Here is a 22886-nt window from a genome sequence, read left to right on the forward strand (position 1 = left end):
AAACGATCGTTTGGAGAATCTGCAATGTCCGTATTGCGCTGGATCGTCCCCGCCCTGTTGTGCCTGGCGCTGGTCGCCTGCGGGCCGCCGAAGAAAAGCGTGTTTCCGCCGACGGTCACCGTGCAGCAGCTGACGGTGCTTCCCGGCGGGCAGTGGCAGCTGACGGTGCGCATCCAGAACAACAGTTACTCCAGCATGGATTTCAGCGTGCTGGAAGGCAGCATGCAGGTGGCCGAGCTGATGCCGATCCGGCTGCATGCCAGCTTCAAGCGGGACATTCCGGCGTTTGCCGGCGACGTGATCCAGCTTGACGTCCTGCCCACGGCGGCGATGACCCAGACGCTGCAGGCCGTCGCCGCAAAGGGCAGCCGCGGGTCGCTGCCCTATCGCATCGGCGGCAGCGCCCGCGCCCAACCCGAGCAGGAAGACGCGCCACGCGACTTCGATTTCAGCGGCAAGGACTGGCTGTCACCCGTCCCCGGCATGCCCGGCACCTTCCGCTAGCACCCTCTTCCCAAGGAACCGACATGACTGCTTACAAAGCCCCCCTCGATGACCTGCGCTTCACGCTTTTCGATGTGCTTGGCGCGGAACAGACCCTGCTGTCGCTGCCCGGCGGCGACGCCCACAGCCGCGACCTGCTGGATGCGGTACTGGAGGAAGCCGGCCGCCTCAGCGAACAACTGCTGGCGCCGACCAACGGCCCGGCCGACGCCGAAGGCTGCCACTTCGACAAGGCCACCCAGACGGTGACCACGCCGAAGGGCTTCAAGGAAGCGTTCAAGGCCTTCGCCGAAGGTGGCTGGACCGGCCTGACCAATCCCGAGATCTACGGCGGCCAGGCCCTTCCCGGCGTGCTCGGCACCGCCACCACCGAGATCTTCCAGTCCGGCAACCTGGCCTGGAGCCTGTACCCGCTGCTGTCCGAGGGCGCCACCCACGCAATGGCCATGCACGGCGAGGAATGGCAGCGCGAGCGCTTCATGAAGCCGATCGTGGCCGGCCGCTGGACCGGCACCATGTGCCTTACCGAACCGCAGGCCGGCTCTGACCTGGGTCTGCTGAAAACCCGCGCGGAACCCGCTGCGGCGGACGCGGACGGCCACGCCGTCTACAAGATCAGCGGCACCAAGATCTTCATCAGCGCGGGCGAGCACGACCTCAGCGAGAACATCGTGCACCTGGTGCTGGCGCGCCTGCCCGACGCACCGGAAGGCAGCCGCGGCATCTCGATGTTCATCGTGCCGAAGTTCAAGCTCAACCCCGACGGCACGCCGGGCGAGCGCAACACCGTGGCCGCCGGCGCGATCGAGCACAAGATGGGCATCCACGCCTGCTCCACCTGCGTGATGAATTTCGACGGCGCCGAGGGCTACCTGATCGGCAAGCCGCACAAGGGCCTGCCCGCGATGTTCACCATGATGAATGCGGCGCGTCTTTCCGTCGGTGTGCAAGGCCTGGCGCTGGCCGAACGTGCGCTGCAGAACAGCCTCAACTACGCCCGTGAACGCCTGCAGTCGCGCTCGCTGTCGGGCGCGAAGTTCCCCGACAAGCCGGCCGACAACCTGCTGGTGCAGCCGGACGTGCGGCGCATGCTGCTGACCCAGCGCGCCTTCGTCGAAGGCTCGCGCGCGCTGGTGCTGTACACCGCGCTGCAGACCGACATCGAGCATCGCGCCACCGACGAAGCAGTGCGCCAGAAGGCCGGCGAACTGGTGGCGTTCCTGATCCCGATCGCCAAGGGCATGACCACCGAGCTGGCGCAGGAGTGCACCAAGGAGGCGCTGCAGATCTACGGCGGCCACGGCTACATCGCCGAGAATGGCATGGAGCAGTTCGTGCGCGATGCCCGCATCATCACCTTGTACGAAGGCACCACCGGCATCCAGGCCGCCGACCTGCTGGGCCGCAAGATCCTCCAGCTGCAGGGCGTGGGCGCAAAGCATTTCCTGCAGGAGATCAGCGCGTTCTGCCAGCAGCAAAGCACCAACGCGGCGCTGCGCCATCTGATCGGCCCGCTGGCCGTTGTCACCAAGGAATGGAGCGACCTCACCGTGAGCCTGGCCCAGCGCGTGGCGGCCAACCCGGAGGAACTCGGCGCCGCGGCGACCGACTACCTGTACTACTCCGGCTACGTCACCCTCGCCTACCTGTGGGCGCGCAGCGTGGCGGCCGCCGAGGCCGGCAATCAATCCGCCGCGTTCAAGCAGGCCAAGCGCGACACCGCCGCGTTCTACTTCGCCCGCATCCTGCCGCGCACGCTGATGCACAAGGCGGCGATCGAAGCCGGCGTGGACACGCTGCCCGCGATCGACTGATCCATCGCTGGCATTCGCCATGACAAAAGCCCGGGGCGATCCCGGGCTTTTTTTCGACCGGGGCGGCCCCCCGACGCCCGCTACGGCGTGTGCTTCACCGCATCCAACTGCAACCGGAGAATCCGGCGCAGCTCCAGGATCGCCGCCGGGGTTTCCTGCACGCTGTGCCAGGAGGGTATGGCCAGTTCGGAATCGGCGCCGTCGAGATGGGCGCTCTTGTACGGCACCACGCCGTCGCTGCTGTCCTGCAGCGGTCCCTTGCTTTTGTAGACGCCCACGATGGTGTGGTAGTGCACGCGCGGCGAAATCGGCAATCCGGCCGAGGCGATGATGAAGGGGTCGGTGTCACTGAGGTTGTCGATGCTGTTGGGGATGCGCAGCAGCGGCGCGTTGTTGCCTTCGTCGCCGTCGGTCTTGATCAGTTCGGTGAGGCTGGCCATTTCCTTCAGCACGCCGACCGGCAGGCGGATCAGGTTGCCGATCCAGCGCGCCAGCCGATGCTGCGCATACGGCGTGCCGCGATGCGGCGAGGCGAGGAAGATGGCGCGATCCACCTGCGGCATCGGGGTGAACTGCAGGTAGCGGCTGAGCCGCGCGCGAAAGCGGGCGCGCTTTGCCGCCGGCAGGTTCGGCCGCAGCGGAATCAGGTCCCACAGCTTGTCGCCGCTGGAGGACACCAGCAGCCGTGCGATGACGCCGCCCATGCTGTGGCCGATCAGGGTCATGTCCCGCGAGGCGCGCGCCGTGCCGGTGGGGTCGTAGTGGTGCAGCGTGGCGTCCAGCGCCTTGCGGATATTGGCGAGATTGACGGCAACCGGCGCGTTGGTCGGGTAGTAGACCTCCCACACCTGGTAGTTGCGGCGCAGCGCCTCGTCGCCCATCACTTCGTTGGCAACGTTGATCCACGCCTCCGGGCTGCTGGCCAGGCCGTGCAGCATCACCACCACCAGGCGGTTCGGATCGTACGGCTGCATCAGCAGCACGCGCGGGGTCTGGATGCCGCCTTCGCGCCCCAGCAGCGAGCGGATCGACTGGCTGGCGAAGCCCGAGCGCGCCAGCCACACGCCATAGGCGGCGGTGAAGTTGGCGCCCAGCGGAACGCTGCGGCCGGCGATCGTGAGGGTGTCGTCGCGATACGGGTCGCGCACCACCAGTTGCACCTGCCGCGTCGCCAACACCTGGGCCAGCGTATCGCCGTCGAAGATCAGCGCGCCGGTCATCGATACGTAATCCGGATCACGCCATGCCACGTCATGGCCGGGCGCCTGGGGCGGTGCGACGGCGACGAAGTCCGAGCCGAAACCGTCACGTCGGTAGACATTGCGCAGGCCACGAAAACGCAGGCCCGCCGCGGGGATGAGTTCGGCCGGCACCCGCGCGTCGTCGGCCAGGCGCAGGTCGGTATCGGCGCGCAACACCGTCCAGCCGGCCAGCTCGGTCTTCGTCCATTGCCGACCCAGCTGCGGCAGCGCCTCGAAGAAGCGGCTCACCGCGCGCTGCACGGCGTAGTTGTAGAAGCCGATCACCTGCACCTGGCGCAGGTCGAAGGCGCGCGCGGCCAGCGGGCGCTCGGTGTGGAACAGATAGGCGTAGGCGTAGCGCGCGGATTCCAGGTACGCGTTGAGCGTCGCCGCGTCCATCGGCATCCTGTCGTTCGCGTGATCACCGTCGATGGCGCGGCCCATCCACAGCTCGGACAAGGCCGAAAGCCGCTGCTCGTCGGTGAGCCCGGGCGACTGCGCCACCGTGTCCGTGCAACCGATGAATTCGCGCTGGCAACTGTCGGTGGTCAACGCCACCACATTCAGCGCCTGCACCGTGCCGTCGCTGAGGCGGGCGGCACCGATCACGTCGGCGCGCCGCTCGTTGGCGTAGTCGTTGTGCTTGACGCGGCTTACCTCGACCATCGCGCAGGCATTGAGGCATAGCAGCACCGCGACGAGGGCGCAACGCGCCATCACGCGACCCCGGACCGGCAGGGAAAGCTGCATCGCTACACTCATCGGCCGAGTGTAGCCGCGAGGCGGGCACGGATTGCCTTGCCGTGGCCGAAGCCGCACGCTGGCGCCATGGATCGCTGGCCCGAGACGTGATGAAGCAGAGAATCAGGATGATCGCGCGGATGCTGCTGGTCGGCCTGCTCGCCCTGGCCACGCTGTGCTCGGGCGCGTGGGGCGCGCTGGCCCTGTGGTACCAGTTGCCGGGCGGCACCGTGGTCAAGACCCTGGGCAGCGTGGCCTGGTCGCTGGTGGTGATCGTGCTGGCCGGCATCGCGATCAGCCGTCGCAGCTGGCTTCCGGCGGGCATCTACCTGGCGCTTTACGCGCTGTTGCTGTTCTGGTGGAGCAGCATGGCGCCATCCAATCTGCGCGACTGGGCCGACGATGTCTCGCGCCCGCTCACCGGTCGCATCGAGGGCAACCAGGTGGTGTTGCACAACGTGCGCGACTTCGCCTGGCGCAGCAACACCGACTACGACGCGCACTGGGAAACCCGCCGCTACGACCTGGACCACCTCGCCAGCGCCGATGCCGTGCTGTCGTACTGGGGCAGCCAGGCGATCGCCCACGCGATGATCTCGTTCGGCTTCGACGACGGTCGCCACGTGGTGTTCTCGGTGGAAATCCGCCGTGAGCGCCACGAGCAGTACTCGCCGATCGGTGGTTTCTTCAAGCAGTTCGAGACCACCCTGGTGGCCGCCGACGAACACGACATCATCCGCGTGCGCACCAACGTGCGCGGCGAGGACGATTACCTCTACCCACTGCGCATGGACAAGCCCGCGATGCGTGCGCTGTTCCTGTCCTACGTGCGCGCCGCCAACCACCTGGCGACGACGCCGGCGTTCTACAACACGCTCACCTCCAACTGCACCACGATCGTCTACGACATGGCCCGCCAGATCGCACCGGGCCTGCCGTGGGACATCCGCCTGCTGCTCACCGGCTACCTGCCGGGATATCTGCACAAGGTCGGTGCGGTGGATCGCAGCGTGCCGGTAGATGTATTGCGCGAACGCAGCCGGATCACCGAGCGGGCGAGAAGCACGCGGGCGACGGACGACTTCTCGCGGGCCATCCGCGAACGCACGCCGTGATCGAGCCCGGCGTCTTGCTCAGCGGTTCAGCGCGAAACGCGTCACCCGCCTGACCGGATCGGCCTCCACCAGGCTCACCTTGACGTCGGCACCGAGTGGCAGCGCGCCGGTACCGGAAACGCCAGCCTCGATCGCCGGTTCGCGCACGATGACCGTGCCCTTGTGCGGGTCCTCGTGATCCACCTCCACGATGGCTCCCGGGAAAACTTCACCCACCCGCGACGCCAGCACCACCGCCTCGGCCAGGTTGAGCACCGCGCTTTCGTACTGGCCGGCGCGATGACCGCAGGACTGCATGGTGGTCGGCAACCCTGGCAGCGCCGCCAGCACCCATGCCGGCACGGGTTGCCCCGCGCATAAGGCCACGCAGATCTCGCCGGTGTACCGATCCACCAGCCGTCGCAACGGTGCGGTGGCGTGGGTGTATTGCGCGGCCAGCGCCGAATGCATCGACTGCTCCGGCAGTGTGCCGTTGAAGGCGGCGTAGCCGGCCCCGCGCAGCACGCTGGTGCAGGCGGTGAGCATCGCCACGTGCAGGCTTTTGGTCGGGTCCAGCGAACGGATGAAGCCGGGGTAGTCGAGCGCGGCCGGCCAGTTGATGGCCAGCGCTCGCGCCGTCACGCGCAGGCGTTCGATCGAGCGCGGATCGGGCGGCGGCAGCGTGCGCAGGATGCCGACCCCGGCCTGCACCATCAGATGCGCGGCAGCCATGCCGGTCAGCAGCGAGATCTGCTCGTTCCAGTCCTCCAGCGGCAGGCGCGCGCGAAAGGCCAGCTCCCACCGACCGTCCACCACGCCCACCTCCTGCTCCGGCAGCGGCAGGCTGACGCCGCCACGGGAAACCTCGCGCCGGCGGCGCAGCTCGCCGATTTCGCGCAGCACCGCCCACATCGGGTCGGTCGTGCCCGCATCGATGAGCTTCTGCACGCCGTCGTAGTCGAGCTTCGCCCGACTGCGCACCTTGGCCCGCCGCACGTCGACGGCGATGCCTTCGCCGGTGTGGTCCAGCTCGATCGTCCACAGCAATGCGGGGCGCGGCTGATCCGGCAGCAGGGACGCGGCGTCCTCGGACAGTACCTTGGGGTGCAACGGAATCTTCGTCTGGCCGCCATACAACGTTTCGCCGCGCCGGTGCGCTTCCAGATCGATGGGGTCGCCCGCGCTGACAAAGGCGGCCACATCGGCAATCGCGTAGTACACGCGGTAGCCGCCCTCGGTGCGCTCCACGTACATGGCCTGGTCCAGATCCATCGCACCTGCCGGGTCGATGGTGACCAAGGCGATCTCGCTGCGATCCAGCGCCGGCCAGCGCGGCTGGGCCGCGGCGGCAACCGCGGCCGCCTCCACCTCAGGTGGAAACGCCGACGGCAGTTTCAGGTCGCGCTGGATGTCATCCAGGCCCTGCGAAAACGCCGTGTCGGCTTCGGGCTTGATGTGGAGGCGGCGGGTGGTCGACATGAAGAGCTCCCTGGCTGGTGGGTTTCGATGATTCACCGCACGATCCGTCGCGGCAGCGGCCTTTTCAAGATAACCCACACCGTTCGGGCTACCGCGCCGCGGCGGCAAGGTGTAGAAACGACAGCTTCAGTCCCGCCTGATGGACCCATGACCGACACCAGCCTGCTGATCCGCCTGGCCGAAGAGGAAGACGGTGATTTCATCCTTGCGCAGGTCACCCGCTTCGTGAATTTCACGCTGCCACCGTGGCGGCGCAGGGAGGCATGCATCGGCGGGATCCGGCGCGACCTGTTGCGGCATCTGGACGACCAGCCACCCAACAGCTACCTGTTCGTGGCCGAGGATGCCGACGGCGAGCGGGCCGGGTTCATCCATCTGCAACGCACGGTGGATTTCTTCACCGGTTTCAGCAACTGCCACATTTCGGATCTGGCCGTCGCCTCGACGCATGAGGGCACGGGCGTGGGCAAGGCCTTGCTTGCGCATGCCGAAACGTGGGCGGCGGAACACGATTGCCGGTTGCTGACGCTGGCCGTTTTCCCCGGCAACGAGCGCGCGCGGGCGCTGTATGCGGCGGCTGGCTATGCCACGGACCTGTTGCGGCTGGCCAAGCCCGTGGGCTGAGCGGCTACCCGACAACGCAGCCGATCATTCCCCCCGAGCAGGGGAAGCGAAAGCCCGCTCCTCCCCTCGCTGCACGGGGAGAAGCGAAAGCCCGCTGTTCCTTCCCCCGCTTGCGGGGGAAGGTGCCGAAGGTGGATGGGGGTACGCGGCAGGGCCGCGCTGCTGTTGGTTTCACGACAACCGAAGAGCGCCCCCTTCAGCCCTGCGGGCAGCTCCCCCCGCAAGCGGGGGAAGCGAAAGCCCGCCCCTTCCCGTGGGTCGTGGGGCGCGGGTCGCTCAGTTGGTGGTCTTGTTGGCCGCTTCGGTCAGCTCGCGCTGGCTCAGGCGCTGGGCCACGCGATCGATGTTGATCAACGAAAGCAGGTGCGCGTAGATCCAGCCCATCGCGCCGCTGACCAGCAGCTCCTGCGTGACGGTGGCGTCCAGCGCGCGCAGCTTGTCCTCGTTGACCATGAACAGGCCGTTGAGGTTGATCGTCTTGCCGCCCTTCTCCAGCCGCAGGCTGCGCGACTCCAGCAGGTCGTGCTTGACGAGCTGCTCCATGAACCACTTGGTACGCGACACCTGGTCCTGGAACTCGCCCAGGAAGCCGATCGCCTTGGTCAGCATCTCGCTGTTGGTGCCGTCTTCCTGGAACAGGCGCTCGCCTTCGCTGGGGTTGAAGCCGCTGTAGGCCTCGTCCAGGAACACGGTGAAATCATCGCCCTCGGTGCCGGCCGGCTTCTCGGCCAGCACGAACGGGTAGCGGCGCACGAACGCGGGGATGTAGGTGTCCCTCTCCCACTTGCCCTCGGCGTCCACATAGAGGTTTTCGTTCTCGCGCAGGCCCAGCACCGCCATCGGGCCGGCCTCGGCAATGGTCTTGCCGCCGAACACGATCATCAGGTCGCGCGCGGCCACGGCGAATTCGGCACCGGTCAGGGGCACCGAATGCGCGTTGAGCGCGAATTTCAGGCTCTCAAGCGGTTTCAGCCGCAGATTCTTGTGTTCGTTGCGATTGAGCGGAACTGGACGCTCGTAGAAAAGGATTTCAGCCACGTTACTTACCTCTACCCCGCCGTGCCGGGGTCGCCACCGAAGCGCCCCCTACCAAACCCGGCGTCGGGGTCTGTGTTGATGGGCAACTATATCAGCGCCGATGCACGTCGGGAATCGGGGCAAGCCCTTGTAGAGACAGTGGCTTGCACGCGATGGAAGGGGCATTTGGTCTATGCTGGCTGCCGACTGCATCGCGCAAACGCTCTTTCGCTACCGCTGAAGGAATCCGTACATGCTGATGGAAGTAACGAATCAGCCTGATCTCCAGGCAACCCGGGTGCTGTCGCTGGATGTATCCGGCCGCATCCTGGACTGGATCAGCTGGCAGGACGCCGTCTGCCTGTACGTCCGCGAGGCCGTGGCCTGGACCCTGGGCGACCCCTGCCTCACCGTCCACGGTGGCATCAACCGCCTGCGCGGCGCGCAGAGCCTGCTGCACCTGCATCCGATCGTCGCCAGCACCGGCCACTGCCGCGACCACGCGGTGGACCCGGCGCCGGCGTTGACCAACACCGCCCTGTTCGCCCGCGACCGCCACCTGTGCCTGTACTGCGGCAACCACTTCACCCGTGCCGAACTCACCCGCGACCACGTGCTGCCGCTGTCGCGCCAGGGCAAGGACGAATGGGAGAACGTGGTCAGCGCCTGCGTGGCCTGCAACCTGAAAAAGAGCAACCGCACGCCGCAACAGGCCAACATGCCGCTGCTGGCGGTGCCATACCGGCCCAGCTGGGTGGAGCACCTGATCCTGTCCAACCGCAACATCCTGGCCGACCAGATGGAGTTTCTGGTCAGCCACCTGCCGCGCAGCCGGCGCGGGTTGATGGTGGAAGCGAACGCGGCATGACGGTCCGGTAGCCGAGGTGCCAGCTGGCTAGCTGGCTGGTTTCTCTTCGGCGGCGGCTTCGGCGGCCTTCTTTTCCTCTTCGGCGGCCTGACGCTGCTCGCGCAACTCGCGATCGATCTCCTTCATCTCTTCGCAGGCTTCCGTCTGTTCCTGCTCCACCTCCACTTTTTTTCCTTCGCGCGATCGGGTGGCTTCCTCCTTCCGCCGCGCGGCCAGCTTGCTGTAGTTCTCGCGGATGCGTTCCAGCGTGTCCTCGTCCAGGTTTTCCACGTCCAGCAGGCCGTTGTGCGCGGCGGTGGCGCGAATCAGCTCGTCCAGCTTGATCTGCAGCGCCGCGCTGTCGCGGTTCTGGCTGTTCTGGATCAGGAACACCATCATGAACGTGATGATGGTGGTGCCGGTATTGATCACCAGTTGCCAGGTGTCGCCAAAGCCAAACAGCGGCCCGGTGGCCGCCCACACCACGATCATGCCGGCGGCGAGCAGGAAAGCGCCCGGTTTGCCTGAATAACGCGCCGTGGACTCGGCAAAACGACGGAAAGATTGCGAAACTTTGCTCATGGTTCGATTACCGGTGCCTGGATCGGCGCCAGCTTGCCGTGACGATCGTGTGCCAAACGTGCAGGCGGAGCACCTTCGCACCGGGGATTTCACGGCTCCACGCTTGCCCCACTTCGCCGCTAGCCCAACAATACGCCGATGAACGACCTTTCCCGTTACCCCCATCTCGCCGCGATCGAGACCCCGGCGGATCTGCGCCGCGTGGCCGACGACGAGCTGCCCGTCGTGGCGGACGAACTGCGCCAGTACCTGATCGAATCGGTCGCCAGCTCGGGTGGCCACTTCGGCGCCGGCCTGGGCGTGGTGGAACTGACCGTGGCCCTGCACAGCGTGTTCGACACGCCGCATGACCGGCTGGTGTGGGATGTGGGCCACCAGTGCTACCCGCACAAGATCCTCACCGGCCGCCGCGACCGCATCACCACGATCAAGAAGAAGGATGGCCTGGCGCCGTTCCCGCGCCGCGCCGAGAGCGAATACGACAGCTTCGGCGTGGGCCATTCGTCCACCTCGATCTCGGCCGCGCTGGGCATGGCCATCGCGGCGCAGCGCCAGGGTGACCATCGCAAGGTGGTGGCCGTGATCGGCGACGGCGCGATGACCGCCGGCATGGCGTTCGAGGCGCTCAACCACGGCGGCGATGTGGAGCCGGACATGCTGGTGGTGTTCAACGACAACGGCATGTCGATCAGCGAAAACGTGGGTGCGCTGACCAAGATGATGGCCCGCGCCATGGCCAGCCAGCGGCTCAACGAGTGGCGCGAGCGGGCCAAGCGGGCGATCCCGAAGCAGTCGTTCTTCGGGCGCCTGTTCAAGAACTGGGAGGAGCACGCCAAGGGCATGTTCGTGCCCAGCACGCTGTTCGAGGAGCTGGGTTTCCACTACACCGGCCCGATCGACGGCCACAACATGCCGCAGTTGCTGCAGGCGCTGCGCACGGTCAAGCAACTGCCCGGCCCGCAACTGCTGCACGTGGTCACCACCAAGGGCAAGGGCTACGCACCCGCCGAAGAGGCGCAGATCAAATACCACGCGGTGGGGCCGTTCGATCCGCAGGCCGGGCTGACCAAGAAGGCGGCGACCAGGCCCACCTACACCGACATCTTCGGCGACTGGCTGTGCGACATGGCAGCCGCCGATTCGCGCCTGCTGGCGATCACCCCCGCGATGCGCGAAGGCTCGGGCCTGGTGCGTTTCTCGAAGGAATACCCGCAGCGCTATTTCGATGTGGCGATCGCCGAGCAGCACGCGGTGACGCTGGCCGCCGGCATGGCCTGCGAAGGCGCCAAACCCGTCGTGGCGATCTACTCCACCTTCCTGCAACGGGCCTACGACCAGGCGATCCACGACGTGGCGCTGCAGAACCTGGACGTGACCTTCGCGATCGACCGCGCCGGCGTGGTCGGCCCCGACGGCGCCACCCACGCAGGCAGCTTCGACCTCACCTTCCTGCGCTGCCTGCCGCACATGGTCATCATGGCGCCGGCCGACGAAAACGAATGCCGCATGATGCTGACCACGGCGTACCAGCATCCCGGCCCCGCGGCCGTGCGTTATCCGCGCGGCGTAGGCTCCGGCGTGGCGATTCATCACGAGCTGGAAACCCTGCCCATCGGCAAGGCGCAACGGCGTCGCCGCGGCCACGGCCTGGCCCTGCTCAGCTTCGGCGCGATGCTGGAGCCGGCGGCGGTGATCGCCGCCGAACTGGATGCCACCCTGGTCAACATGCGCTTCGTGAAGCCGCTGGACGAGGCGATGATCCTGGAACTGGCCAAGACCCACGAAGGCTTCGTCACACTGGAAGACAACGCCGTCGCCGGCGGCGCCGGCTCAGCCGTGGCCGAGTGCCTTGCGGCCAACGGCATCACCGTGCCGATCCTCCACCTCGGCCTTCCAGACGTCTATCTGGAACACGGCAGCCGCGAGGAAGTACTGAGCATGGCAGGCCTTGATCTGCCGCAGATCCGCGAGGCCATCCACGTACGGTTCCCCATGCTGACGACGACGTACGTGGCCCACGCGGGGTAAGCGGGATTCGGGATTGGGGATTCGCAAGAACCGTCTTGCTTTCCGCTTCTCGCTTCTCGCTTCTCGCCTTTTGCTTTTCGCTTTTTCGCTTCTGCTCCCCACCGAGTGCGGGCCAGGATGGCCCGCTGCTCTACCCGGGGCCCCTGTGCGGCGGTGAGGCGGGGTCGACAGGCCGCGTAGCGGGCGAGTCCATGGATGGACTCGCCTTTTCGCGCGGGCAGGAGCCCGCTCGAAAAGCCCGACTCCGACTCACGGACTTGCCGGGCATGGATGCCCGGCAAGCGCCAAGTGGGGTGGCCTTTCTCTTTGGTTACTTTCTCTTTACTCCGGGCATCCTGCCCTCCGCCCTTCGGGCCAGCTTCGCTGTTCGCACGCGCTTCCTGCGCGTGCGTGGCCACGCAAAGAGAAAGTAACTCGGCTGCCGTAGGCAGACGAAAGCTCTTGCCCTAAGGCCGCACGAAACCAAAAGCGTCGCGACTGAATTCGCTCCTACAAACATCAAAGCATCGCGCACGACCGAAGGAAGTCCCTTGGACACGGTGCGCTCCTACGCCGGATTGCGTGCGCCTGAAACACGGTCGCGCTGCTCCAGATCCTGCGCGGTGAACACATCGTCATAGCCAGCCTGATGCAGCAACGCCCTCGCCGCCTCGCCCTGATTCCAGCCGTGCTCGAACAACAGCCAGCCGCCGGGTGCCAGGTGTTCGCGCGCGCTGGCCACGATGCGGCGGATATCGTCCAGTCCATCGCGCCCCGAGGCCAGCGCCGTAGCCGGCTCGAAGCGCAGATCTCCACGCGCCAGATGCGCGTCGTCCAATTCGATATACGGCGGGTTGGAAGCGATCAGTTCGAACCGCGCATCACCCAGCGGCGCCATCCAGTCGCCCTGCACGAAGGCCACGTTGTCGATCCCCAGTCTCGCCGCGTTGCGTCGCGCGACCTCAAGCGCCGCCGCGCTAGCATCGGTGGCGGTCACGCGGCAAAGCGGCAACTCGCTGGCCAACGCCAACGCCACCGCGCCACTGCCGGTGCCCAGATCCGCCACTGCGCAAGCCGAATCGCGTGGCAGGTGTTCCAGCGCCAGCTCCACCAGCAGCTCCGTCTCCGGGCGCGGGATCAGCGTGGCCGGCGTCACCTCCAGGTCGAGCGACCAGAAGCCACGCAGGCCCGTGATGTAGGCCACTGGCTCGCCGCGCGCGCGACGCTCCAGCAGTTCCGCATAAGCCGTATGGACGTCCCTATCAAGTACGTCGTCGGCATGCGTGAACAGCCAGCTGCGCTGCTGCTGCACAACGTGCAGCAGCAGCAACTCGGCCTCGGCGCGGTCACCGAGTTGCCGCGCGGCATCGGCCAGCAGGTGGCGCACGTCAGGCATCGGGCGGCGACCCCGCGGCAGGCGGCAGCGGCGGCGGTGCCGCGACGGCTTTAGGCGTGTTCCTGCGCCAATAGCCGCCGTGCGTCCAGGCCTCGAAGCCCCAGCGCAGCCAGCCGATCAGCGCGTTCGCCAGCCACAGCGCCCACGCCAGCATGGCGATCTTGTAGACCCACAGCGAGACGCTGAGTACACCGGCGCCCGGCAGCGCGTTCGCACTCTGGTCGGCAAACCAGTGCAGGTTCCACGCGCTGGAACCCTGCCCGGCCACATGCATGTCAGGCAGGCCCAGCAGACCGGTCGGCACCGCCCCGATCAGCACGATCAGCGACAGCACCGTGAGCCCGGCAAGACCGGCCTGCAGCAGGTTGAACGTCGTCACGTTGAACCGCTCCGTCGACGCACGCGCACGCAAGCCCAGCAGGATCAGCCACAGCACCACCAGCGCATAGGCGCTCCAGGCAAACGCGGAGAAACCCAGCCCGAGCAGCAGCCAATGATGAAAGCGCAGCGGTGTGGGTGCGAACCGCGCCAGCAGCCAGGCGGCCAGCAGCAACACGATCAGCTGCGACCAGTACAGCACCGCCGGCCCCGCCGTCGGACCCCACGCCCACAGCACCCAGCGATCCTGCGGTAGTTGCAGGGTCAGGTCGACGTTGGCCACCGGCGCGTGCAGGGCGACGACCGGCGTGCCCACGCGGGTGGCGACGCCGTGCGGTTCGCGCAGCCGCAAACGGTAGCTGTGCTCGCCAGGCAGCAACGGCAGGCTGAGCTTGCCGTCACGCACGGCGAGGTTGATCGGCTGCTCATCGCGATGCGCTTCCAACAGCTCGGAGCCCACCGGCAGGTCGATGGCATGTTCGCCACCGCGCGTGCTGCGCGCCCGCAGGTTCAACACCGTTTCCGTCGCACGCTCGCCAGCCGTACTGGTGAGCTCGACACTGTCGAAGGCGAGGCTGTCGCCCTTCACGGCCACCGGCTGGTTGAAGGCGAGCTGCAGGGTTTCACCCGGCAGGGGCTGGTACAGCAGGCCATCGTCGCTGGCGCTGGTCGGCACCCCTTTCGCGTCGACATGCCACATCGGCGCCGCGTGGATCGCCCACACCTCCGCCCGCTCGCCCAGCGCCGGCGCCTTCAGCGCCAGCGCGGCGGTCTGGTCGAGGCGGCTGGTCCACCTGACCACATCGCTATTGGCGTTGAAGGTGATGCTGATCCGGCCATCCTTGACCCGCACATCGTCACCCTGCGGATGCTCGCCCGGCAGCAGCGGTACGGTGGTGCTGAAGCCGCCTTGCTGGGGCGCGATACGCTCGGCCACGTTCTGCACGGTCCAGTCTAGGCCCAGCACCAGCGTGCGGGTCAGCCGCACATACGGCGGAAAACTCTGGCTGGGCGGCAGGCTCTTGCCGTCGTCGGTAGTGCGCACGCGGTGCAGCGCGATGCTGTCGCCCAGCGCGCGGCCGCCGTCGACGCCGTCCAGCGACCAGCCTTCGCCACTGAACGTGACGCGCTGCGGCCGCGGTGCGAAACGCAGGCTGGCGCTATCCGTGTCGGCGATGCGGTAGCGCAGGCTGACGCGGTGCACGCCGCGATCCAGCCGCACCAGCACCTGCCCGGCGTCGCGGGTGAGCGGCGCATCCGCGCGGCCGTCCACCGCCACCGCGAGCAGCTGCAAGGCGTCATCGGCCTGCGGCAACGGCAGCGCCACCGCCGCGCCGATGTGCGCCTCCAGTTCGACGTCCAGCGCATCACCGGTGGCGCGCAACTGCGCCTGCGCCAGCTCGGCGCAGTTCGGTGCGCACTTCGGCGCCTCGGTAAGGCGCGTGCGCAACTGATCCAGCAATTGCTGGCTCGGCATCTCCTGCGCCCGCACGCCGTGCGGCAACAGCGCCAACGCCAGCAGCGCGGCACCCGCCACGCCGCGGCCGCGCCAGTGCGGCCAGCGACCACGCCACGGCAGTCCCAACACCATCACCAGCCGCCCCAGCAGCGCCGCCAGCAACAGCACCATCGCCACGCGAAGCACACGTACCAGCCACGCCGGCGCAATCACCAGCCGGCTGCTCTGCTCCACCGTCACCGGCCCGGACCAGCCGAGCCGGTAGTTGTTGCCCTGGTCCCAGCGAGGCATGCCGGCGCCGGCCTGGATCACGCTGCGCGGGTCGATGCGATCGGCCGACTTGTCCAATGTCACCGCAGGAATGCGTGCATTGGATTCGGCCATGTTGGCTGACTCCATCCGCGGCATCGCCGATGTAGACATCGACTTGGCCGAAAGCGCGCGCGACTGTGAGGGTGGAGCTACCGGGGCGGGTGGTGGTGCGTTTTGCAAAGCCTCCTCGACCTCGGCTGGCTCGGGGAATCTCACCTGTACGGGATAATCGCGCGGCATAACCTCGAGCTGCGGATGCAACGCGTACTGCAACTGGCCGGCGGAGAACGGCAGGGTCGACAGCACGGTGAGTGCAAACACGACGATGGCGCCGATACGCGCCGTCGCACGCAGGCGTCCTTCGGGCAGCGCCCGCAGCAGCAGGGCCAGCGCCAGCACGATGGCGATGCCCCACAACGGCGCGCCGTTCTCGTGCTGTGCCAGCACCAGATAGCCCGCCGCCAGCAGCGCCCACGGCCAGCCCAGCAACCGACCGGCCAGCAAGGCGATCAGCGCGAGCACGAACAGGTCCAGCAAGCTCCACTGAGCCACCCACGAATCGGGCGAACGATCCACGCCGACCGTGCCCAACAGGCGATAGCCGGCCGGCAGGTGCAAGGTGGCGTCGATGCTTTCCAGCGGCACCTGCCAGCCGCCACTGGGGATCGCACCTGCGTGCGCAGCCAGGCGCAACCCCGCGGAGAGATCGAGCGTGCGATCGCGCAACTCGACGCCGCCGGCGCCATGTTCGCCTTGAGTGACCAGCAGCGGATCGCCCGTCTGGCTGGCGCGCTGCAATTGCCACGGTGCCGCCACGTCCAGCCGTTGGTGATGGCGCAGTTCGCCCGTCAGCGTGTCGGCGACGCTGAGGCCGCGGCCATCGAAATCGAGCCACATCTGCCGCTGCAGATGCAGCTGGTCGCCCTGCCCGCCTTCATCGCCCCGGCTGCCCTGTTCGATCGCCAGGCCCGCATTGTCGTCAAGAACGAAAGCCGGCAGCTCGATCCACTTGCGCGGCACACCGGCTTGGGCGGCATCGGTGGCCTGGCCTTCGACGCGCGTGCTGCGCAGGTCGGTGTCGTCGGCATAGCTCCAGATTTCCTGGCGCGGCCACGGCGCCGCCGGCAGCTTCAGCGCCACCTTGTGCAGCGGCGCCACGCTGCGTGCGTCCAGCGACACGGTCCATTGGCCCGGACGCAGTTGCACTCTCAGCTGGCCATCGCTTTCCAGCCGGGCCGGCAGATCGCCCGACAAGGCGGTGGCAACGAAGCCGGCCGGCAGCACCGGTCCCAGCAGCTGTTCGCGCGCGCTGCCGCTGACGGTGAGCTGCACCTGCGTCTGCAACGTGGCCGGCAGGCCATCGCCGAGGCGGCGATAGACGCGCAGCGACAGCGCGTCGGCCGCACGCTGCGCCGCGGCCGCTTCACCCAGCGTGAGCTGATCGCCATTGCGTTCGGTACGCGCCACCGCCGCGCCATCGACGCGCAACGTCACCAGCCCGATCGTGGCCGGCACGCGCAGGCGCGCGGGACGCGCCGCCCACGGCAGCGTGCCGCTCAGCTGATAGTCGCCCGGCACCAGCCACAGCATCGGCGCACCGTCGCGCTGCAGCACCGTGGCCGCCTGCTGGTTGACGCTGACCTGTTGCGGCCAGGTCCTGGCGTCGCCCGGCAAGGCCACCCAGCTCGGCGCATCCACGTGCACATCCAGGTTGAAGCGGCCGCCGTCCTTGTCCGCATCCACGGTCAGGCGGCCCGGCCACGCGCATTGGTAACTGCCATCGTTCGGCATCTCGCTGGCGAGAAACGGGCAGCCGTGCTGCGGCACGTCGTGCAGCACCCAGCCCTGCCAGTCGCGCAGCGGCGGCGGTACCTCCTGTGCCAGCGACGGCACGGCGATCAACAACCACAGCAAACCCAACAGCCCGAGGCCGGGCAATCCTGGCGATCGACGACGCATGCATTTCTCCCTGTGTGCCTGCTGGCCGGCACAGTGTAGGTGGAACACGGCTTGGACGAGGCCCCACGGCCTATACAATCCGCGGCGATCGGCCCGGCGATCACCGCCGGCCCCCGAAACCCGCCATTTCAAATTCCCCCGGCTCGCACGTCTTTGACAGGAAGACGCCGAAAACCCGAGCCGAGCGCCATGAAACCCTGCTGATGGACGGTCCGTACCGCATGGAACATCCCCGCCCCGAGGCCCCGCGCCCAGGCGGCCCTTCCGCCCATGCCGGGCAGGTGGCTGCGCTGTATCGCGAGCATCACGACGCCCTGGTGGCGTTGCTGCAATGCCGTCTCAGTTCGCGCACCGACGCGCAGGAGATCGCCCAGGAAGTCTATGTGAAGTTGCTGACGATGAATGACCTCACGCACGTGGAATCCCCGCGCGCGTTCCTGTTCCGCATGGCGATCAACCAGTCGATGGACTACCTGCGCAAACGCGTGGTGCGCGCCAACGTGCCGCCCGACCCGATAGACGACAACGTGCACGCCACGCCGTGGCCCGAGCAGCATCTGTGGGCCAGCCAGCAGTGGAAGAAGGTGCAGGCCGCGCTGCGCGAGCTGCCCGCCAAGGCCAGCCGGGCGTTCGTGATGCACGTGGTGGAGGGCCGCTCGTTTTCCGCGATCGCGGCCGACATGAAACTCAGCGAACGGATGGTCCGCTACCACGTCAGCCATGCCATGGCGCACTGTCGAGAACGCTGTTTTGCACCGGAGGCGCCGTAATGGCCAACACGACTGGATTCGGGAAAGACCCCATGCACGCGGCGGCGATCTGGTGGACCCAGTTGCGTGATCCCGAGCCGTCCGCGGACCTGCTCGAACGCTGGAGCGCGTGGATGGCCGCCGACCCCGGCAACGCGCAGGCCTTCGCCCAGCTCAACGCCTTGGGCGAGGCGGTCGCGCACGCGCCAAGTGAGCAGCGCCAGCAGTTGATCGACGAGTTCGCGCCACCCCACGCCGCACGCCATCGCCGCCCGTTGATGGCCGCCGCCGCAGCCGCCGTGATCGGCCTGGCACTGGGTGGCTGGTGGCTGCTGCGCGGCGGGCTCGACATGGCCGCGCCGTCACAGCAGTACGCCAGCGCCGTGGGCGAAGACCGCGCCATCCAGTTGGCTGATGGCACCGCCATCCAGCTCGGCGCGGCATCGACGTTGACCACCCGCTACGCCGCCGATCGGCGCGACATCGACTTGCGTACGGGCGAAGCGTTTTTCACCGTCACCCACGACAGCAGCCGCCCCTTCGTGGTCACCGCCGGCCCGCTGCACATCGAGGATCTGGGCACCGCGTTCAACGTGCGGCGTACCGGGCAACGTGTCAGCGTGGCGGTGACCGAGGGCCGCGTGCGGCTGTCGCCGTCCGATGGCGCATCGCCCGGCGCCGCCGGCACCTCATCCGGCCGGCTGGATCTGGTGGCCGGACAGCGTGCCGAGTACGACCCGGCCACCGGCGCGATCAGCGTTTCCGAAGTGGCGGTCGAGCATGCGGCGGCGTGGCGGCAGCATCGGCTGGAGTTCGTCAACGAGCCGCTGGCGACCGTACTGGCCAACGTCAACCGCTACAGCCACCAGCCGATACAACTGGCCGACCCGCAGCTGGGCGAGCTGATGTTCACCGGCACCGTCAACACCACTACCATCGACAGCTGGGTTGGCGCCTTGCCGCATGTTTTCCCCGTGCAGGTAAGCACCTTCGCCGACCACGTGGTGCTTTCGAGCACCGGGCACCCCTAACCGGATCACACGTCGCATGCAGGGCAAGAAGGCAGTACGTCAACGGCGCCGCAGCGACCGGCACACGCCGCCCCTGCGCTGCCGGAAAACCGCTGCCTTGCGGGATGCGTCGACGTGCGGCGGATGACGTCGCGCCACTCCACACGATGGCGGCGGCAGGCGCTGATCGCCTGCATGGCGTGGGGCGTGGCGGCGGCCTGGCCGGGGCCGGCCGATGCCGCGCCGGCGCCCGCGCTGGTGAGCGGCACGACCCACTTCGCAATCCCGGCGCAACCGCTGTCCAGCGCGCTGATGGCGTTGGGTCGGCAGGCCGATGTGCAGGTGCTCACTTCCAGCGCCGCGATCGCGGGGCAGCACAGCACCGGCACTTCGGGCAGCTTGAAGGTGGAAGCGGCGCTCGCCCATCTGCTCAAGGGCACCGGCCTGGATTACGAGGTGATCGGCAAGCGCACGGTGGTGGTGCGCCAGCGCGATTTCACCCCGGCGATTTCCTACCGGAGCCCGCTCAGCGGCACCAAGCCCAGCGTGCCGATCGTCTCGGTGCTGGATGCCGTGCAGGTATCCGGCTTGGTGCTGTATGACGTCGGCTTCCTGGGCAAGGCCACCCGAGGTGCCACCCGCACGGATGCGCAGCTGACCGACCTGCCGCAGTCGGTGAGCATCGTCACCCGCGACCTGATGGATTCCCGCCAGGCCTTCGAAGTGGCCGACGTGGTGCGCCATGTGGCGGGCGTGGATTACGTGGATGGCTTCGGCGGCCCGCCGCTGTTTCGCATTCGCGGCTTCAGCACCGGCAACGGCCTGACCGACGGCATGCCCAACGGCGTGGCGCGCATCGAGGATCTGCCGCCGCTGATCGGCATCGAGCGGGTCGAGGTGCTGAAGGGGCCGGAGACGATACTCGGCGAAGCATCGGTGGCGAATAATTTCGGCGGCTCGGTCAACATCGTGATGAAACGGCCGCAGGCCGAGCCGGTGCGGCACCTGCTGTTTTCCACCGGGCGATACGACGGCACGCGGCTGGGCATCGACCTGGCCGGGCCGCTGGATCAACAGGGACGCCTGACCTACCGCATGGTGGCCGCCGGCAATCGCGCCGGTCGCACGGTGCAGGGCTACCACGGCCAGCGCAGCGGTTACCTGGCGCCGTCGCTGGCCTGGCAGGGCGACACCACGCAGTTGCTGCTGGGCCTCGAATACATCGACAACCGCGTACCGGTGGCGGATCACACGGTGCTGTTCGGGCCGTCGCTGGCGGAGTCCTCGTCATTCCATACGCTGCTGGGCAGCCCGGACGACCACGCGCGGTTCCGCACCCGGCGCGCGTTCTACATGGCCGAGCAGGCGCTGGGCGACACCTGGAGCCTGCGCAGCCGCGGGCAATACGTGAGCCAGCACAGCAACGGCCAGGCCTGGGCGTTCGCCGACACTCAGCGTTTCGGCCTCACCGAGGCGACGGCCAGCACCTATCGCTACGCCGACGCGTTCTACACCCTGCAGAACGAGCTGGCGGCCAGCTTCGACCAGGGCGCGCTGGTGCACGACGTGTTGCTGGGCATCGACTACGCGCGCACCCACACCGGCAACAGCGCCGCTTCCGGTGTCGTTACCGGCGCTGCGATCAACGCCGAGCTGCAGCCGGACAACCTGCTGCCATCGGTGAACTCGCAGGACGTCACCCTCATGCGGACACGGCCGCTGGGCGGCTCCTGGTCCAGCAACACCGGGATCTTCGCGCAGGATCAGCTGTCGATCGGCGAGTCATGGAACGTGCTGGCCACCGTGCGCCACGCCACCTACGAACTGACTGGCGGCGACGCCCCCACCACGCGCCGGTCGAAGTGGGTGTCACGGCTGGGCGTGGTCTACAAACCCGCGCCGGACGTGTCGCTGTACGCCTCCAGCAACACCGGCTTCCAGGTCGATGCCCTGCTGGGCGAGGATGGCCGCCCGCTGCCGCCCTCGGTGTCGCGCCAGATCGAAGTGGGCACCAAGCTCGACCTGTTCGACCAGCGCGCGCGGCTCACCGCCGCGTGGTACCGCATCCGCCTGGATCACAGCATCAACCGGATTTCGCCGGAGCCACCGCACTTCGCCGAGCCCGGCCCCGGCCAGACCAACAGCGGCGTGGAGATCGAGTTCCAGGGCCAGGTGATGCCGGGGCTGGACGTGTCCACCAGCTACACCGGCGCGCGCGTCCGCAACCACGACGGCAGCCTTCCGTATGGCGCGCCCCGCCATCAATGGAACGCCTGGGCCAGCTACCGCTTCCAACCCGGTGCGCTGCAATCCTGGGGCGTGGCCGGCGGCGTATTCGCGCGCTCGCGCACCCGGGGCCGCGTGGAAAGCGGCGGCTATTTCGCCATCCCCGGCCAGCTCAGCGCCGAGGCCAACCTCACCTGGTACGGCGACACGTGGTCGGCCACGCTGGGCATGAAAAACCTGTTCGCGCGCACCTTGTATGCGGTCAACGCCGAGTCCTCGTTCGTGCCGGTGCGCGAAGGACGCACGTTCCTGCTCAGCGCCACCTACGACTTCTAGAGCACGTCTCACAGACCGGCCACCAGCATGCCGCCGTGTTCCGACGCCGGCCTCTGGGTGGCCGTGGATCGTGCCCGGGTGGCATCGCGTGAAGCCATTGCCATTGCAGCGGGGAGCCGCCCGTCCGTGGTGCGGAACGCGGCAGCAAAAGCCGCGCAGGCCTTCTCGCGGAATGCCTCCCGCTGCTGCCGCTTCTCGCGGCGGCTGCGCGGCCCATCGGCGCATGGTGCCTGCGCCAGCGACAGCGGCAGTTCATGGCAACCCGACTCCGCAGGTAAACCGCCTTGCCGTTGCCAGAACGCGTCATCGCCGTCCGCGTCCGCCCCGTGCCACGCGCCCGCGACACGCGCCGCCGCCGCCACCGCACGGATGCGCTTCAAGCCATGCAGCGCCGCCAGTTCGCGCACCAACGACATCAGCAAATCAGTCGGATGCAGGCCGTGGCTGGCCTGGATGAATTCGCGCACCGCCTCGACCGGCGTGTGCGGACCGGCGCCGCCCACGGCGCCGATGATGACGCTGTCGCGGCGATCGAACGTCAGGATGCACGATGCCAGCACCTGCTTGTCCAGCGTCAGCAGCAACAGGCTCAGCTCGCCCGCCTCGCCCCGCGACGGCTTGCGCAGGCTCAGGTACGCCCCCGTCGCGCCGTCCAGCCGCAGCGTGGCCAGCCGCGCACTGCCGCCCGACACGATCCGCTCACACAACCGCGCCGGAAAACGCCGCATCACGAACGCATAGTGCGAGCTGACGATACGGCGCCGGGTATCCCCATCGAAATGCGTCGAGATATACGGCCGATGCCAGCGCTCATAGAGCCACGGATCCGCCTGCGCCGCCCGCCGCAGGGTGTCCCGCGCATCCAGCGCGCGCAGCCACCGCGTCTGCCGAACAAACAGCCGCACCCAGCCAGCCATCCGCAGGACAAACTGCCACCGACTCTCGCCCGCCGCCAGCCGCAACGACCAGCGGCGCCGCAACGCCTCCAGCCACAATGTGCCAGCCGCATTCATTTGTGCCATGCGCATCGATCCACCTCGCAACACCGGGTTGATCTGTTAGACGCGCGGGCGGGGGAATTTTGAAATGGGAGTTGGTTTGGTGCTGGCGT

General features: G+C 67.9%; 15 protein-coding genes and 1 pseudogene. 9 read left to right on the top strand and 7 right to left on the bottom strand.

Annotated features, from left to right (window positions below):
• Positions 1-24 precede the first annotated feature (24 nt).
• On the top strand, positions 25-504 hold the full coding sequence (locus ASD22_RS09025; protein WP_056082035.1) for a hypothetical protein: 480 nt from the start codon (positions 25-27) through the stop codon (positions 502-504).
• Between the two features lie 23 nt (positions 505-527).
• A complete protein-coding gene (locus ASD22_RS09030) occupies positions 528-2318 on the top strand; it encodes an acyl-CoA dehydrogenase C-terminal domain-containing protein (RefSeq protein WP_056082038.1) in 1791 nt (596 codons plus the stop codon).
• Positions 2319-2398: 80 nt separating this feature from the next.
• Here the strand turns inward: ASD22_RS09030 and ASD22_RS09035 are convergent, their stop codons facing one another.
• A complete protein-coding gene (locus ASD22_RS09035) occupies positions 2399-4309 on the bottom strand; it encodes an alpha/beta fold hydrolase (RefSeq protein ID WP_156458981.1) in 1911 nt (636 codons plus the stop codon).
• A 101-nt stretch (positions 4310-4410) separates the two neighbouring features.
• Between ASD22_RS09035 and ASD22_RS09040 the strand changes: the two genes are divergently transcribed.
• The gene (locus ASD22_RS09040) at positions 4411-5415 is read left to right on the top strand and encodes a DUF4105 domain-containing protein (RefSeq protein ID WP_235577604.1); all 1005 of its coding nucleotides are present in this window, start codon (positions 4411-4413) and stop codon (positions 5413-5415) included.
• An 18-nt stretch (positions 5416-5433) separates the two neighbouring features.
• On the opposite strand, the gene ASD22_RS09045 is transcribed toward ASD22_RS09040, so the two are convergent.
• On the bottom strand, positions 5434-6873 hold the full coding sequence (locus tag ASD22_RS09045; RefSeq protein ID WP_056082047.1) for an RNB domain-containing ribonuclease: 1440 nt from the start codon (positions 6871-6873) through the stop codon (positions 5434-5436).
• A 147-nt stretch (positions 6874-7020) separates the two neighbouring features.
• Here ASD22_RS09045 and ASD22_RS09050 point away from each other — a divergent pair, with 147 nt between their 5' ends.
• Positions 7021-7497, top strand: a complete 477-nt coding sequence (locus ASD22_RS09050; RefSeq protein ID WP_056082050.1) for a GNAT family N-acetyltransferase — start codon at positions 7021-7023, stop codon at positions 7495-7497.
• Between the two features lie 276 nt (positions 7498-7773).
• Here ASD22_RS09050 and ASD22_RS09055 read toward each other — a convergent pair whose 3' ends face one another.
• On the bottom strand, positions 7774-8535 hold the full coding sequence (locus ASD22_RS09055; RefSeq protein ID WP_056082053.1) for a SapC family protein: 762 nt from the start codon (positions 8533-8535) through the stop codon (positions 7774-7776).
• A 232-nt stretch (positions 8536-8767) separates the two neighbouring features.
• Here ASD22_RS09055 and ASD22_RS09060 point away from each other — a divergent pair, with 232 nt between their 5' ends.
• Complete coding sequence (locus ASD22_RS09060; protein ID WP_056082056.1) at positions 8768-9382, top strand: HNH endonuclease; 615 nt, start codon at positions 8768-8770, stop codon at positions 9380-9382.
• 192 nt (positions 9383-9574) lie between these two features.
• Here the strand turns inward: ASD22_RS09060 and ASD22_RS09065 are convergent.
• Positions 9575-9943 (bottom strand): annotated as a pseudogene (locus ASD22_RS09065) (low affinity iron permease family protein); the annotation flags it as partial.
• Positions 9944-10081: 138 nt separating this feature from the next.
• Here ASD22_RS09065 and dxs point away from each other — a divergent pair.
• Positions 10082-11971, top strand: coding sequence for a 1-deoxy-D-xylulose-5-phosphate synthase (gene dxs, locus ASD22_RS09070; RefSeq protein ID WP_056082065.1), 1890 nt, complete (start codon positions 10082-10084; stop codon positions 11969-11971).
• A 547-nt stretch (positions 11972-12518) separates the two neighbouring features.
• Here the strand turns inward: dxs and prmC are convergent.
• Both prmC and ASD22_RS09085 read right to left on the bottom strand, forming a co-directional pair.
• Positions 12519-13346, bottom strand: coding sequence for a peptide chain release factor N(5)-glutamine methyltransferase (gene prmC / locus ASD22_RS09080; RefSeq protein ID WP_056082070.1), 828 nt, complete (start codon positions 13344-13346; stop codon positions 12519-12521).
• Positions 13339-17454 (bottom strand): hypothetical protein, encoded by a 4116-nt coding sequence (locus tag ASD22_RS09085; RefSeq protein WP_056082073.1) that lies wholly within the window; start codon positions 17452-17454, stop codon positions 13339-13341. Before ASD22_RS09085 ends, prmC begins: the two co-directional genes overlap by 8 nt.
• 221 nt (positions 17455-17675) lie before the next feature.
• Here ASD22_RS09085 and ASD22_RS09090 point away from each other — a divergent pair, with 221 nt between their 5' ends.
• The 3 genes from ASD22_RS09090 to ASD22_RS09100 all read left to right on the top strand — a co-directional run bounded on the left by ASD22_RS09090 (position 17676) and on the right by ASD22_RS09100 (position 21775).
• The gene (locus tag ASD22_RS09090; protein ID WP_056084050.1) at positions 17676-18224 is read left to right on the top strand and encodes a sigma-70 family RNA polymerase sigma factor; all 549 of its coding nucleotides are present in this window, start codon (positions 17676-17678) and stop codon (positions 18222-18224) included.
• Positions 18224-19234 (top strand): FecR domain-containing protein, encoded by a 1011-nt coding sequence (locus tag ASD22_RS09095; protein WP_056082078.1) that lies wholly within the window; start codon positions 18224-18226, stop codon positions 19232-19234. Before ASD22_RS09090 ends, ASD22_RS09095 begins: the two co-directional genes overlap by 1 nt.
• Before the next feature lie 123 nt (positions 19235-19357).
• A complete protein-coding gene (locus tag ASD22_RS09100) occupies positions 19358-21775 on the top strand; it encodes a TonB-dependent receptor (protein ID WP_235577605.1) in 2418 nt (805 codons plus the stop codon).
• A gap of 8 nt (positions 21776-21783) precedes the next feature.
• Here ASD22_RS09100 and ASD22_RS09105 read toward each other — a convergent pair whose 3' ends face one another.
• The gene (locus ASD22_RS09105) at positions 21784-22797 is read right to left on the bottom strand and encodes a DUF535 family protein (protein ID WP_235577606.1); all 1014 of its coding nucleotides are present in this window, start codon (positions 22795-22797) and stop codon (positions 21784-21786) included.
• Positions 22798-22886 lie beyond the last annotated feature (89 nt).

This window comes from Rhodanobacter sp. Root480, from assembly GCF_001426645.1.
In the GTDB taxonomy this organism is placed as follows: Bacteria; Pseudomonadota; Gammaproteobacteria; order Xanthomonadales; family Rhodanobacteraceae; genus Rhodanobacter; species Rhodanobacter ginsenosidimutans.

What these genes read in the sequence shown, in the direction of transcription:
- ASD22_RS09030 (WP_056082038.1), top strand. Translation starts at nt 528, where the DNA reads ATGACTGCTTACAAAGCCCCCCTCGATGACCTGCGCTTCACGCTTTTC.
- ASD22_RS09035 (WP_156458981.1), bottom strand. Translation starts at nt 4,309, where the DNA reads ATGCAGCTTTCCCTGCCGGTCCGGGGTCGCGTGATGGCGCGTTGCGCC.
- dxs (WP_056082065.1), top strand. Translation starts at nt 10,082, where the DNA reads ATGAACGACCTTTCCCGTTACCCCCATCTCGCCGCGATCGAGACCCCG.
- ASD22_RS09025 (WP_056082035.1), top strand. Translation starts at nt 25, where the DNA reads ATGTCCGTATTGCGCTGGATCGTCCCCGCCCTGTTGTGCCTGGCGCTG.
- ASD22_RS09045 (WP_056082047.1), bottom strand. Translation starts at nt 6,873, where the DNA reads ATGTCGACCACCCGCCGCCTCCACATCAAGCCCGAAGCCGACACGGCG.
- ASD22_RS09095 (WP_056082078.1), top strand. Translation starts at nt 18,224, where the DNA reads ATGGCCAACACGACTGGATTCGGGAAAGACCCCATGCACGCGGCGGCG.
- ASD22_RS09090 (WP_056084050.1), top strand. Translation starts at nt 17,676, where the DNA reads ATGGAACATCCCCGCCCCGAGGCCCCGCGCCCAGGCGGCCCTTCCGCC.
- ASD22_RS09105 (WP_235577606.1), bottom strand. Translation starts at nt 22,797, where the DNA reads ATGGCACAAATGAATGCGGCTGGCACATTGTGGCTGGAGGCGTTGCGG.
- ASD22_RS09060 (WP_056082056.1), top strand. Translation starts at nt 8,768, where the DNA reads ATGCTGATGGAAGTAACGAATCAGCCTGATCTCCAGGCAACCCGGGTG.
- ASD22_RS09040 (WP_235577604.1), top strand. Translation starts at nt 4,411, where the DNA reads ATGAAGCAGAGAATCAGGATGATCGCGCGGATGCTGCTGGTCGGCCTG.
- ASD22_RS09050 (WP_056082050.1), top strand. Translation starts at nt 7,021, where the DNA reads ATGACCGACACCAGCCTGCTGATCCGCCTGGCCGAAGAGGAAGACGGT.
- prmC (WP_056082070.1), bottom strand. Translation starts at nt 13,346, where the DNA reads ATGCCTGACGTGCGCCACCTGCTGGCCGATGCCGCGCGGCAACTCGGT.
- ASD22_RS09100 (WP_235577605.1), top strand. Translation starts at nt 19,358, where the DNA reads ATGACGTCGCGCCACTCCACACGATGGCGGCGGCAGGCGCTGATCGCC.
- ASD22_RS09085 (WP_056082073.1), bottom strand. Translation starts at nt 17,454, where the DNA reads ATGCGTCGTCGATCGCCAGGATTGCCCGGCCTCGGGCTGTTGGGTTTG.